General features: G+C 58.2%; 10 protein-coding genes, 1 tRNA gene and 1 pseudogene. 3 read left to right on the top strand and 9 right to left on the bottom strand.

What is annotated here, in order from left to right:
- Positions 1–6: 6 nt before the first annotated feature.
- Positions 7–83, top strand: a tRNA-Pro gene (locus tag C3F35_RS19215).
- Between the two features lie 75 nt (positions 84–158).
- Here the strand turns inward: C3F35_RS19215 and C3F35_RS19210 are convergent.
- The 3 genes from C3F35_RS19210 to C3F35_RS19200 all read right to left on the bottom strand — a co-directional run bounded on the left by C3F35_RS19210 (position 159) and on the right by C3F35_RS19200 (position 3,183).
- On the bottom strand, positions 159–1,553 hold the full coding sequence (locus C3F35_RS19210; RefSeq protein WP_103792188.1) for a DUF1996 domain-containing protein: 1,395 nt from the start codon (positions 1,551–1,553) through the stop codon (positions 159–161).
- Positions 1,554–1,644: 91 nt separating this feature from the next.
- Positions 1,645–2,829, bottom strand: coding sequence for an MFS transporter (locus C3F35_RS19205; RefSeq protein ID WP_103792189.1), 1,185 nt, complete (start codon positions 2,827–2,829; stop codon positions 1,645–1,647).
- 93 nt (positions 2,830–2,922) lie between these two features.
- Positions 2,923–3,183, bottom strand: a complete 261-nt coding sequence (locus C3F35_RS19200) for a DUF2534 family protein (protein WP_032612688.1) — start codon at positions 3,181–3,183, stop codon at positions 2,923–2,925.
- Positions 3,184–3,375: 192 nt separating this feature from the next.
- On the opposite strand from C3F35_RS19200, the gene eco reads away from it, so the two are divergent.
- Positions 3,376–3,873, top strand: coding sequence for a serine protease inhibitor ecotin (gene eco / locus C3F35_RS19195; RefSeq protein ID WP_059307496.1), 498 nt, complete (start codon positions 3,376–3,378; stop codon positions 3,871–3,873).
- Between the two features lie 38 nt (positions 3,874–3,911).
- On the opposite strand, the gene mqo is transcribed toward eco, so the two are convergent.
- Entirely contained in the window at positions 3,912–5,567 is a 1,656-nt protein-coding gene (gene mqo / locus C3F35_RS19190) for a malate dehydrogenase (quinone) (RefSeq protein WP_103792190.1), read from the bottom strand.
- Between the two features lie 132 nt (positions 5,568–5,699).
- Between mqo and C3F35_RS19185 the strand changes: the two are divergent.
- Positions 5,700–7,046: pseudogene (locus C3F35_RS19185) on the top strand (SulP family inorganic anion transporter).
- Here the strand turns inward: C3F35_RS19185 and mgtE are convergent.
- The 5 genes from mgtE to apbE all read right to left on the bottom strand — a co-directional run bounded on the left by mgtE (position 7,009) and on the right by apbE (position 13,197).
- Positions 7,009–8,445 carry a magnesium transporter gene (gene mgtE / locus C3F35_RS19180; protein WP_103792192.1) on the bottom strand — a complete coding sequence of 479 codons (1,437 nt, stop codon included), beginning with the start codon at positions 8,443–8,445 and terminating at the stop codon, positions 7,009–7,011. The pseudogene C3F35_RS19185 and the gene mgtE sit on opposite strands and share 38 nt — an antisense overlap.
- Positions 8,446–8,634: 189 nt before the next feature.
- On the bottom strand, positions 8,635–10,278 hold the full coding sequence (locus tag C3F35_RS19175) for a multidrug ABC transporter permease/ATP-binding protein (RefSeq protein WP_032612697.1): 1,644 nt from the start codon (positions 10,276–10,278) through the stop codon (positions 8,635–8,637).
- 76 nt (positions 10,279–10,354) lie between these two features.
- A complete protein-coding gene (gene alkB, locus C3F35_RS19170) occupies positions 10,355–11,005 on the bottom strand; it encodes a DNA oxidative demethylase AlkB (RefSeq protein WP_032612699.1) in 651 nt (216 codons plus the stop codon).
- Entirely contained in the window at positions 11,005–12,069 is a 1,065-nt protein-coding gene (gene ada / locus C3F35_RS19165) for a bifunctional DNA-binding transcriptional regulator/O6-methylguanine-DNA methyltransferase Ada (RefSeq protein ID WP_103792193.1), read from the bottom strand. The genes alkB and ada overlap by 1 nt, the downstream gene beginning before the upstream one ends.
- A 72-nt stretch (positions 12,070–12,141) precedes the next feature.
- Entirely contained in the window at positions 12,142–13,197 is a 1,056-nt protein-coding gene (gene apbE / locus C3F35_RS19160) for an FAD:protein FMN transferase ApbE (RefSeq protein WP_032612703.1), read from the bottom strand.
- Positions 13,198–13,258 lie beyond the last annotated feature (61 nt).

Raw genomic sequence — 13,258 nt, 5'->3', positions numbered from 1 at the left:
ATGCGTCGGCACGTAGCGCAGCCTGGTAGCGCACCGTCATGGGGTGTCGGGGGTCGGAGGTTCAAATCCTCTCGTGCCGACCAAAAATCCCAAAAAAACCAACCTTTTACGGTTGGTTTTTTTATGCCTGGCTTCAGAGATAACACTTCAATGCGCGCTTAAATTTCCGGCGTCTTTTTATACCCTGTCAATATCAGCATCAGGCTCTCTTTCGAATCCGCCGGGCTGAACTCGTAGTGGTTGCCCTGTCGGTCGCCCCCGATGTACCAGGAGATTTCCGTCTTTCCTGCGGCCAGCGCTTTACGCACCGCCTTGTCGACATCCACCATCCGGTACTCACGCTTGTTGTTGAGATACAGTTTTGCATCGGAGCTGTAGTTGCAGGCAGGCCGTTGTTTCCAGCTGACGGTAGCCGGATCCCAGTCGTTGCTGGCCGGGTAGAAGAAGATTTGATCCGCGCCGTTGGCTTCGACTTTCCCGCCATAGATACGAATTTTGTACTTGAAGAGAGAGGGATCCTGGCCTGTCGGCAGCGGTGGGATCGTGAATTTAACCAGGCTCAGGGTCTCGCTATTGTGGGTACGCCCCCCGTTTTGCCAGTTATCCTGGACTAATAAGGTCTGCGCCGGGGCGCTCGCCGTCTCGCTGCTCACCCGGACGTTTGCCAGCGCCTTCGAATAGCCGTAAGGCACGTTGGTGCCGCAATCCATGCCCTGATTCATGCACATCTCCGTCATAAAGCGGGCGCCCTCTTCGGTCCAGCCGTTCATAAAGTCGGCATGGGCGGTATAGAGGCTACCCCAGTGCTCCTCGCGCGCATCGCCATTCATGGTGGGATCGAGCGACAGTTGCGCTTTCGCCGTATCCAGAGAGGTGATGCCGTGCAGCACCCAGGCCACGTTCATGTTTACCGTCGGGATCTTCACCGGGAAGCCGGAAGGACAATCCCCTTTCACATCGTAGGCGGCGTTAGCCATCCCGTGGTGCGGCTTGAGGTTAATGCCATCCCAGCAGTTAGGGAACTGAATGCCGATGTTGAACTGCACCGCATCTTTGGCTTTTCTCAGGCCACAGACTTCACCGACTTTATTGGTGTAGCCTTTGCCGTTGGCGCATAAAAAGGTGATCCGGGAGTTGGGTTTAGTGCCGCGGTGATCGCCCGCCAGCAACGCCAGCCCGGCCGGAAACGGGCTGAGTGGGTACTGATCGACCTGCGAAGCCTGATAGTAGGTTTTCTGGTAGGCGGGCTTCACCACCGTCCCATCCGGCAGGCGCAGCGACGGTACCCAGTAGGCGGAGCTGTCGGCTTTGTTATCGCAGGTGGTGTCCGGTTGCTTACGCAGCGACGAAGAGGTGGAATGGGCATCCGTGCGGGTATTGCCAAAAAAGTCATGCCACATCGCCTGGTTGGCTTTGCCGAACATCATGATGGCATCATCGCCCAGGGTGTGGTTATACCCGCAGACAACGTGCGCCTGCGGGGCGGCATGTGCATAAAGCGATGGCAGCAAAAGGGCGGATGCCAGCGCGGTATAAACTGTGGTCCTTTTCATAGAGATCTCCTGATAGAAAGGCCCACATTGGTAACAAAACGGCGTTCACTCTCCGAATGATTTACGGAATGATTTTCCGCTGTAACGTGCTTTACAACGCTGCCGGACGCTTAAGCAGATACCCCAGGGTTATCAGGCAGATAACGGCCCCCGTATAGAAAGTATATTCCGCGCCCCACGTTTCCCAGATGATGCCCGCTCCGAGGCTGGCAATCAGCAGCGCCACACCGCTCACCATACTGAACAGGCCAAAGGCGGTTCCGCGCAGGTCGGCGGGAGCTGTTTTCGCAATCATCGCCGTCAGCAGCCCCTGCGTCATTCCCATATGAATGCCCCACAGCGCCACGCCGACGATGATCCCCACCCAGTGGGTGCTCAAGGCCAGCACGATATCTGCCGCGATCAATACCACCAGCCCCCCTTGCAGCAGGCGGGTATGGCTCATGGCATCGGAGAGTTTACCGAAGGGATAGGCTGAAAAGGCGTACAGCAGGTTCATGGCGACCATCACCAGCGGGATCAACGCCAGCGGGATACCGGATTGCTGGGCGCGCAGCACCAGAAATGCCTCGCTGAAGCGGGCCAGGGTAAAGACTGCCCCCAGGCCGACCACCCACCAGCAGCTGGCACCGAGGCGTTTCAGGTTCTCTTTTTTAATCGGATTGGTGCGTTTGTGGGCGACAGGAGAAGCGGGTTCATGCAGGCCAAAAAAGAGTAGCGCGACGGCAAGTACGCCAGGAATCACGGCGATCCAGAAAATGGTGCGGAAATCGTTATGCCACAACAGCATCATGCCGACCGCCAGCAGCGGGCCAAGAAACGCGCCGAGGGTGTCCATCGACTGACGCAGCCCGTAGGCGGCACCCCGTAGTTCGGGTGGCGTTACGTCGGCCACCAGCGCATCACGCGGTGCGCCGCGGATCCCCTTCCCTACCCGGTCAATTAACCGTGCCCCGAGGATCATCCCCGACGAGGAGGCGAGCGCGAACAGCGGCTTGCTGGCCGCCCCCAGCCCGTAGCCCAGCAGCGCCAGCCCTTTGCGTTTCCCCAGATAGTCGCTGATGGCACCGGAGAAAACCTTGATAATCAGCGCCGTGGCTTCCGCCAGCCCTTCGATCAGGCCAATGAAGATGACGCTGGCCCCCAGCGTGGTCACCATAAACAGCGGCAATAAGCTATGGATGATCTCCGAGGAGATGTCCATCAACATGCTGACGCCGCCAACGATCCAGACCCCTTTGGGGATCTGGCTCAGCGTGGAAAACCGGGAGGCCATGCTCCGCTCCTGCTACCGGGAAAACCGTCATTTAACCCGAAAAAGTAGCAGAAGGGAATGTGAATCAATATCGTAAAAGCGAAGCGCGAAAGCTTAGTGCTTATCGCTACCACCGAGGAAAAAGATCCCCAGCGGGATGGCCAGCAGAACGGTAAAGACCGTGCTGTAAACTAACACCATTGCCGATTGCAGAACGTACATGCTGGTGGTCCACGACGTCAGCGGAATGTTGTACTGCTCAACCACACCGATGATCGTTACACGGCCTACCCCCATTACCGCGATGAGAAACACCGTCAGCAGTGCCAGCAGAAATTTTTTCCCCGCTGGGGTGTTAAGTTTTTGGCGTACCATGCGTCTCTTCCTTCACAGATGAATAACAATGATTGCCGCTCACCCTACCACGATCGTGCCTGTCGCACCAATCCAGAATTTAAAACCACAACAAAGGCAAATTGTTAGTGATATAAACCAGATAAAAATAAAATAAAGGCAAAAAACACCACTTATGATAGTGTAAGCAGGAACCGTTTGACATAAAAAGGAATGACTGTGAAAAACGCACCTAAAAGCATCGTCGCCCTTCTGGCGTTGGCCTGCGCCAGTGCCTATGCCGCCCCTGCCGCTCAACCCCTTGAGAAAACGGCCCCGTATCCGCAGGCGGAGCACGGGATGAAGCGCCAGGTTATCGACCTGCCCGCCCAGAAAGATGAAGCGAATTACAAAGTAGAACTGCTGATCGGCCAGACGCTGGACGTGGACTGCAACCTGCATCGTCTGGGCGGCCAGTTAACCAGCAAGACGCTGGAAGGCTGGGGCTACGACTATTACGTCTTTGATAAGGTCACCTCGCCGGTCTCCACGATGATGGCCTGCCCGGAAGGGAAGAAAACCGCTAAATTTGTGACTGCGAATCTGGGTGAGCACAGTCTGCTGCGCTACAACAGCAAGCTGCCGATTGTGATCTATACGCCGGACAACATCGAGGTGAAATACCGCGTCTGGCAGGCAGATGAGAAGATCGAAAACGCCGTCGCGCGTTAATAAAAAAGCCGGGTTATATTAACCCGGCTTTTTTTACATCAGAGCGCGATATCCGCGACCGGTTTGCTTTCCGGCTTAGAGGTCGCCTGCGGCTGAGCCTGAGGCGCCGCATCCGGGGCCTGCGGCTTTTCATACTTCAGCTGCAGAACGCGGCTGGTGTACTCCAGCTCCTGCTCGGTAGCATCGATGTTGCCGTTCAGCGCCGTACCGTAAGATGGAATGATCGTTTTCAGCTTCGCCTGCCACTCCGGGCTGGCGACTTTGTCTTTGAACACTTTTTCCATCAGATGCAGCATGATCGGCGCGGCAGTGGATGCGCCCGGAGATGCACCCAGCAGCGCGGCTACGGTGCCTTCTTTATCGCTAACCACTTCGGTGCCCAGACGCAGCACGCCGCCTTTCTCCTCGTCACGCTTGATGATCTGCACGCGCTGACCCGCCTGCCACAGACGCCAGTCCGCTTGCTTCGCGTCCGGGTAGTACTCTTTCAGCGCTTCAAAGCGATCGTCATCGGAGAGCATCACCTGGCTAATCAGGTATTTCACCAGATCGAAGTTATCCAGACCGACATCAACCATTGGCCCCACGTTCGAGGTGGTGGTAGAACTCAGCAGATCCCACAGCGAACCGTTCTTCAGGAACTTGGTCGAGAAGGTCGCAAACGGCCCGAACAGCACCACGCGCTTACCGTCGAGAATACGGGTGTCGATATGCGGCACTGACATCGGCGGTGCGCCCACGGAAGCCTGACCATATACCTTCGCCAGATGACGGTTCACCACGTCCGGGTTTTCAGACACCAGGAACTGACCCCCAACCGGGAAGCCCGCGTAGTTTTCCGCTTCCGGGATACCGGTCTCCTGCAGCAGCTTCAGCGCCGCGCCGCCGGCACCAATAAAGACGAACTTCGCCTTGATGACGTGCTCTTCTTCATTGTGCTTGAGATCGGCAACGGTCACGCTCCAGGTGTTGTCTGCGTTACGCTTAAAGCCACGCACTTCGCTGTTCAGCGACAGAGTGAAGTTCTCTTTTTTCTGCAGAGAACCCACCAGCTGACGGGTAATTTCACCGTAGTTAACGTCGGTACCGATTTCGGTACGGGTCGCGGCCACTTTCTGGTTCGGGTCGCGCCCTTCCATCACCAGTGGCGCCCACTCCTTGATCTGAGCGTGATCTTCGGAGTATTTCATCCCACGGAACAGCGTGCTTTGCTGCAGGGCAGCATAACGGCCGCGCAGGAAGTTAACGTTATCGTTACCCCAGACAAAACTCATGTGCGGCACAGTGTTAATAAAGCTGTGCGGATCATGCATTACGCCGCTGTTAACCTGGTGAGACCAGAACTGACGGGAGATCTGGAACGCTTCGTTGATCTCCACGGCTTTCTCAATGCTGATAGAGCCGTCTTTTTTCTGCGGGGTGTAGTTCAGCTCCATTAAAGCCGAGTGGCCCGTACCGGCGTTATTCCAGCCGTTGGAGCTTTCCTGGGCTACGCCGTCCAGACGTTCAACCATGGTCATTGACCAGTCCGGCTGAAGCTCCTGCAGATAGGTTCCCAGCGTGGCGCTCATGATCCCGCCGCCAATTAACAGAACGTCCGTTTCCTGGTCCTGCGATGCCTGAGCCTTCGCCGCCATCGGAGCAGCGCTAAAGCTTGCCGCCGCAGCCAGCAACAGGGCAGTCATTTTTTTCATAATTAATGCCTTCGTAATAAGCGTATTGTTCGCTATTTATGCAGATGAAGTCGAGTGCGGCGCCACGGTAGCAACATTTAAATATTGTTTAAAGGTTAAATAATTATTGTAATTATGATAATCAATGTCGCTATGTTTGTAGGGTCAAGGCGCTGCTGCGCTGGAAAGATGCGCATTTTCCCGCTACTATGCAGCCCTTTGTGATCGACCGCACAGATCCAGCCAACCGCCACTAACTTGCGAAAAACTATGTCTCATACCCATGCCTCTCCCCGGACCTTATCGGTCCTGCGTTCCCCGTCGCTGTTAATGCGCGAAACCCTGGCCGGTGTGATCACCGCGCTGGCATTAATCCCCGAGGTGATCTCCTTCTCGGTAGTGGCGGGTGTCGATCCGAAAGTGAGCCTGTTCGCCTCGGTGGTGCTCTGTCTGTCGCTGTCGGTGATAGGTGGACGTCCGGCGATGGTGACCGCTGCCGCAGGCTCGGTGGCGCTGGTGATTGGGGCGATGGTGCATCAGCATGGCGCGCAGTATATTCTGCCGGCGGTACTGCTGGCGGGCCTGATCCAGATCCTGTTCGGCGCGCTGGGAATGGCGCGCCTGATGCGCTTTATTCCCCAGTCGGTGATGACCGGGTTTGTGAACGCGCTGGGGATTTTAATCTTCTTTGCCCAGGTGCCCCATTTCTGGAGCAGAAGTCCGTTGATTGTCGGTCTCTTTGTTCTGACGCTGCTGATTGTGCTGTGGGCACCCCGCTACATTAAAAGTATCCCTTCCCCGCTGATCGCCATTGTGGTCCTGACGCTTTACACCGTCACCAGCGGCCAGCTGCTGCCAACCGTGGGCGACGAAGGATCTATCGGCGGCGGCCTGCCGGGTATCACTCAGATGCTGGTGCCCCTCAACCTGCAAACCCTGAGCATTATCTGGCCCTGCGCGCTGAGCATTGCCTTCGTCGGCCTGATGGAGTCGCTGCTGACGGCAAAACTGGTGGATGAACTGACGGCCACGCCGTCCAGCAAGCGACGCGAGAGCGTAGGGCTGGGCGTAGCCAATATCCTGGCGGGCTTCTTTGGCGGGATCGCCGGGTGCGCGATGATCGGTCAGACCATCGTTAACGTCGAAATGGGTAAAGGTCGCAGCCGCGTCTCCACCCTGGCGGCCGGGCTGGTGTTGCTGCTGTTGGTCACCGCCCTGAGCGAAGTGATGGCAAAAATTCCGATGGCGGTGCTGGCGGGGATCATGGCCATTGTCGCCATCAAAACCTTTAACTGGCAGAGCATTCGCCCTGCCACGGTGAAAGGTGCCCCCGTTGCGGAAACCCTGGTGATGCTGGTGACCGTCGCGGCCACCGTCTCAACCGGCAATCTGGCCATTGGCGTGCTGGGCGGGATTATCCTCATGGCGATCCTCCCTGCCCGTCTGCGCCGCCACAGCGCTGCTACAGCAGAAACAGCGTCGCCAGCCCAAGAAAAATAAAGAACCCGCCGGTATCGGTAATGGCGGTGATCATTACGCTCGACCCCACTGCGGGGTCGCGCCCGAGGCGGGTCATCACCATTGGAATGATGACCCCCATCAACGCCGCCACCAGCAGGTTCAGCACCATTGCCAGGGTCATTACCCCACCCAGCGCCATATCGTCGTACAGCCACCAGGTGACGCCCCCCATAATGCCGCCCCACACCAGACCGTTAATCAGCGCCACGCCAAGCTCACGCAGGATCAGGAAGGTAAAGTTGCCGGGCTGAATGTGCTGTAGCGCCAGGGCGCGCACAATCATGGTGATACTCTGGTTACCGGTATTGCCGCCAATGCCTGCCACAATAGGCATCAACGAGGCCAACGCCACCAGCTGCGAAATGGTATGTTCAAACCCGTCGATCACCCGCGAGGCGATAAAGGCGGTGCAGAGGTTGATCGCCAGCCAGGCCCAGCGGGTTTTCACCGCCTTGCTTACCGGGGCATAAACATCCTCTTCCGCGCTAAGGCCCCCGAGGGCACGCATATCGTTATCGGTCTCTTTATAGACCACATCCACGATCTCATCGATGGTCAGTCGCCCCATCAGCTTACCCACCGCGTCTACTACCGCGGCGCTGAGCAGGTTGTCGCGCTCAAAGGTACGGGCCGCTTTCTCGGCGTCATCTTCCGGGGAGAAGAGCATCGGCTGGGTGTCCATCACCTCGCTGACTTTGCTCTGGGCGCTGTTAAGCAGAATGGTCTGTAGCGCCAGCTCGCCGAGCAGGGTTTTATCCCGGGAAGTGACAAAAAGTTTATCGGTGTTTTTCGGCATTTTGCCGAGCCGACGCAGGTAGCGCTGTACCGTGCCCAGGGTCACATCCGGGCGCACCGTGATGACGCTGAACTCCATGATCGCCCCGACGCGGTCCTGCTCATAGTGCAGGACCTGGTGCACGCGGGCGCGTTCCTGCGGTGGCAGCGACACCAGCAGGCGTCCGGTCAGGTTACGCGGCAGATGCTGAACGAGGTAAATCTGATCGTCGATATCCAGGGTGCGCAGGGCATCAAGGATCGCATGGTCGCTCATCTCATCGATAAGATCTTCCCAGACGTTCTCCGAGGCTTCTACCAGGACCTGCCCGCGCTCGTGATCCTGCACCAGCCGCCACAAGGCATGGCGCTCTTCCGAAGGTAATGCTTCGAGGGTGTCAGCCAGATCCGGTGGCGGTAAATGCGCTACCAACGCCCCTACCTCAGCAATATCGTCGGCTAATGTGCCGACGTCATATTGCTCAGCCAGGGTCAGTTTACCCAGCAGAGTGGACGTGAGCGCTTTGTCGGTGGTCATCAGCCAGATCAGGCGCGCACGCTCTTCATCGCGCAGCCGTGCGCTGTTTTTGCTTAATGCAGACATTAATCATAAATCCATTAAATGAGTTGGCATTAAGCATAGCGCGGGCTTTTGTAATTTTTAATAAACGGATGAGAGGAAAGAATAAAAAAGCAGCAGTCATGAGGGGGAATGGCCCGGCGGCGTTGCGCCTGCCCGGGCTGATAAAACGCAGGCCGGGTGAGGTGAAGCCACCACCCGGCACATTGACACTCAGGCGGTACGGGCCACCGCATCACGCGAGGCGGCATCGCGCTCGGCGCCAGTCAACTCACTCAGCTGGCCGCTGCGCATCTCCAGCAGGCGGTCGGCATGAATAAAGTAGTGATCGTCATGGCTGATCGCGAAGATAGTTTTGCCCATCTGCTGCATCAGCGGCAGCAGTACCTGGTAAAACTCGCGGCGGAAATGCGGGTCCTGATCGGCAGCCCACTCATCCAGCAGAATGATGTCGCGCTCTTCCGCCAGCGCCAGCAGCAATGCCACGCGCTTCTTCTGCCCTTTCGACAGCTTGAGGTTGAGGATCTTGCCATCCTGCAACTCCAGCTTGTGCGACATTTGCAGGTGCGCCAGCCACTTCTCCACCAGCGCCGGATCGGCCTGTTTGCCTTCCGGGCCAAGCAGTTGATCGAACAACCACACGTCGGTGAACACGGCGGAAAACAGCTTGCGGTAATCTTCCGGTTTTTCGGCGCTGAGCGGTTTACCGTCCAGCAGGATCTCCCCCGACTGCGGCTGATACAGGCCGGTCAGCAGCATCGCCAGCGTCGATTTACCGCTGCCGTTGCCGCCAATCAGGAACAGCAGCTCGCCGCGGTTGAGGGTTAAGTTCACCGGCCCGACGGAAAAGGCATTGTCCTGATACTGGAAGGTAACGTTTCGCAGCTCCAGAGTCTGCCAGTCCGGGAAGGCCTGCGGACGTGGGAATTCGGCTTTATAGGGCGCGAGAGAGAACTTGCGCAGCTTGTTAAAGGCCACCTGAGCGCTGAGCAGGGTCGGCAGCGCGCCGACGGCTGAGAGCAGCGGGGTGCGCAGGAACAGCAGCGTCAGCGAGTAGGTGGCAGCGACATTGGTATCTGCCCAGCCGAGGCTGTTAGCCATCCAGAAGACCAGGCCAATCGCGCCCAGCATCATGATATTTGACCAGTTAACCGCGCTGAGGTGGAAGGTATCGGCGCGCACAATGTGGTGGCGATATTCGCGGGCATCCGGGATATAGAGATTATTAAAGATATGCTCGGCGCGCTCGCGATTGAGGGTCAGCTCTTTGCGCCCTTCCAGCACCGTCTGATAGTCGTTATAGAGCTTATCTTCGGTTTCACGCAACACCGCCATGTGCTTATAGACCCGCGACACCAGCATGTAGCCGCCCCAGATGGTGATCACAATCCACAGAGCGGTGATTGCCAGCATTTTGGTGGAGAGCCAGGCCAGATAGGCCGCCGAGCCGAAGGTCAGGATAATCCCCTGCACCAGCTCCGGCAGACGCACAAAAGCGATGGTGATTGAACGCACATCGCTGGTCAACCCGGCCAGCAGTGAGGCGCTGCCTAGTTGCTCGACACGTTCAACCTGGGTATCCAGAATACGCTTGATAAACTCGCTGCGCAGGCGGTAAACAAAGTGGTGGCCGAGAGTGGTGAGCGCCAGCTGCGAACCCAGAGTGACGGCCATCAGCAGCACCAGCAGCCCGAGAAATTCCGGCAGCACCATCAGGGTGGTGTCCACCGTTTCAATTAAACGCAGGTTAATGAAGGCGATAAGCCCAATACCCAACGCGGCGCTGAGCAGGCTCAATGCCATCACCGCGATAAACGGCCAGCGGTATTGACGCCAGACCAGTAACAGGAGTTCCATACAGAGCAATCCAGACAAGAAAAATCAGCCAGCAGTGTAAACTGCCCGCCACTTACATCAAGAATAATTCTTATTTTTATTCGTTATTCGCCGCTTGCCGGAAGGTGAGGTTGTAGCGACAGTCGCCCGTGAGGGGATGCACCCCCGGCTTAAGCGGCTGAATGCCATGATAAAACAGGCGGGAAGGCCCACCCCACACCACCACATCACCGTGCTCCAGCAGCAGGCGTTGAAGCGGATCGTTGCGACGTAATCCGCCGAACTGGAAGACCGCGGGCAGGCCGAGCGATACCGAAACAATCGGCGCCCGCAGGTCTGCCTCGTCCTTATCCTGATGCAGAGAGAGTTTAGCCCCGACGGCGTAGCGGTTGATAAGACAGGCGTCCGGCTGAAAGTCAGGATAACCGGCCGCGCAGGCCGCATCATGGCACAGAGCGGCAAAAACGTCCGGCATCGGCGGCCAATGCGCGTCGGTCAGCGGATCGACGGGTGAATAGAGGTAGCCGCGCGTGTTAGTGGTCCAGCCCAGTCCGCCGCAGTTGGTCATCGCCACCGACATCGTGTATCCCCCGGGGGTCACCATCTGCCGAAACGGCGACGCGCTGGCGACCTGTTCGATCCCCTGCATTAAGGCGCTGGCCCGCGCCTGGGCAAAACGGCGCAGGATCACTGCCCCGGGCGCCAGCGGCTCCTGCCAGGGTTCAGCATCAGCAAAAAGATCCAGCATCACACCTCCTCTTTGTTGGCTTCGCGACGCAGCAGCGCCGCCTTGCGGACCGTGCCCCAGCGGTAGCCCGACAGCCCGCCGTCGCGACGAATCACCCGGTGGCAGGGGATGACAATCGCCAGCGTATTAGCGGCGCAGGCCCGGGCCACTGCCCGCACCGCGCCGGGATGGCCAATGGCGTTGGCCACCTGCTGATAGCTTGCGGTTTCGCCCACGGGAATGGCGCGCAACGCCTGCCAGACCTGACGCTGGAAGGCGGTGCCGCGAATATCCAGCGGCAGGGCGAGAGCGACATCGTGGTTATCCACGCTGGCGATCACCTGGGCAACGCGCGCGGCGAAGGCGGCATCGGCCTGTTCTCGCCGGGCGTGGGGAAAGAGTGTTTCAAGTTCGGCGATCAGGGCGCTGTCATCATCCCCGGGTAAAATGGCGCAGACACCCCGCACGCTCTCAGCCACCAGACACCGCCCCAGCGTGCAGTGACTCAGGGCATAGCGTACGGTGGTATCGTCCCCGCCGTTGCGGTACTGCTTCGCGGTCATTCCAAGGGTGGCATCTGCCTTGCGATAATAGCTGCTGCTGTCCGGGAACCCCGCAGCCAGCACCGAATCGGTAATTTTATCGCCCTGCGCCAGCGCGTGACGCAGCCGTTTCGCCCGGGCCGCCTGCTGCCAGGCTTTCGGCGTCATGCCGGTAAACGCTTTGAAAAGTCGGTGAAGGTGATACGGACTCATCCCCACCTCTTGCGCCAGCGTCCCAAGGGTCAGAGGCTGCTCCTGCTCCAGTAACCGGCAGGCTTTTTCGATGGTGGCGACCCGCTGCGCCTGCGGATCCTGTTGATCCGGGCGGCAGCGTTTGCAGGGACGAAATCCCGCCTGCGCTGCCTGACCGGCATTGGCGTAAAAGCGAACGTTTTCACGCAGGGCGTGGCGCGCGCGGCAGGAGGGACGGCAGAAGATGCCGGTAGTCTGTACGGCAAACACAAACTGACCATCGGCATTGCCATCGCGGGCCAGCACCGCCAGCCAGCGTTGATCGTCATTCATCAGGTTCGGCTTTTTCATGATCGGCTCCTTATCTAAGCATACGCCTAGCCTGCCTGAACGCCACCCGACAAAAACCCGCAACCTTGCTTTTTAATTCGCGCCGTTGACGAGGAAGCTGGCGAACTGCGGGGACATCCAGGTTTTGAACCCTTCCCCTTCGCGGGTGATCATATAAACCGCCAGCCCTTGTTCACGCACAATCTCTTTGGCTTTTTCTGTGCCCAGCACCATCAGGCCGGTATCCCAGGCATCGGCTTCCAGCGCCGTGGGGGCAATCACCGTCACCGACACCAGATTATGCGTAATCGGGCGGCCGGTCTGGGGATCGATCACATGGGAAATACGTTTACCGTCCAGCTCATAATAGTTGCGGTAGCTCCCGGAGGTGCTGATGCCGTGGCCGTTGATATCGACAATGGCCTGGACCGCATTTTGCTGATCGGTGGGTTTCTGGATCGCCACGCGCCAGGGCTTATCGCTGGCATTCATGCCGCGGCTGACCAGCGCGCCACCCACCGACACCAGATAGCGCGGGATCCCCTCCTCGGCCATCAGCCGGGCCAGGTGATCGGCGGCATACCCCTCCCCTACCGTCGAGAGATCGACATAGAGATCGGGGATGTCTTTTTCGAGGTATTGCTTGCCGGCCTGATTAATGACCGTCAGATGTTGCAGGCCCGTTTGCGCCCGGGCATCGTCAATCTGCGCCTGGTCAGGGGTTTTCACCGGCTGCTTGTTCGGGCCAAAGCCCCACAGATTCACCAGCGGGCCGACGGTGATATCCATCGCACCGTTGGTTTTGTACCCCACCCGCAGCGACTCGGTGACAATATCCGCCATCGCTTCGCTCACCGGCCAGGGAGAAGTGCTTTGGGACTGGTTAAAGCGCATCAGGGCAGAGTCGTTTTTATAGGTGGACATCAGCTGGTCGTCGCCATCCAGCTGGGACTGGATCTTCCCGCGCAGCTCTTCAGCCCGGTCAGCAGAGAGATCAATGACGCTAACGCGCCAGAAGGTGCCCATGGTTTTCCCTTCCAGCACCGTCGCAGCGGCGGTGTCGGCCTTAGCCGGAGGAGTGGGATCATCACATGCAGACAGCATTAAGAGCGTCGCCAGAAAACCGGCGCGCAGAAAAGTAATTTCCATTCGTTATTATCCTCAAGCCTGAGACCGGCAAGAGTACACTAAAAAACACGCTTTGTAAGGG

This window comes from Leclercia sp. LSNIH3, from assembly GCF_002935105.1.
Classification (GTDB): Bacteria; Pseudomonadota; Gammaproteobacteria; order Enterobacterales; family Enterobacteriaceae; genus Enterobacter; species Enterobacter adecarboxylatus.
This window is presented reverse-complemented; position numbering and strand designations above follow the sequence as displayed.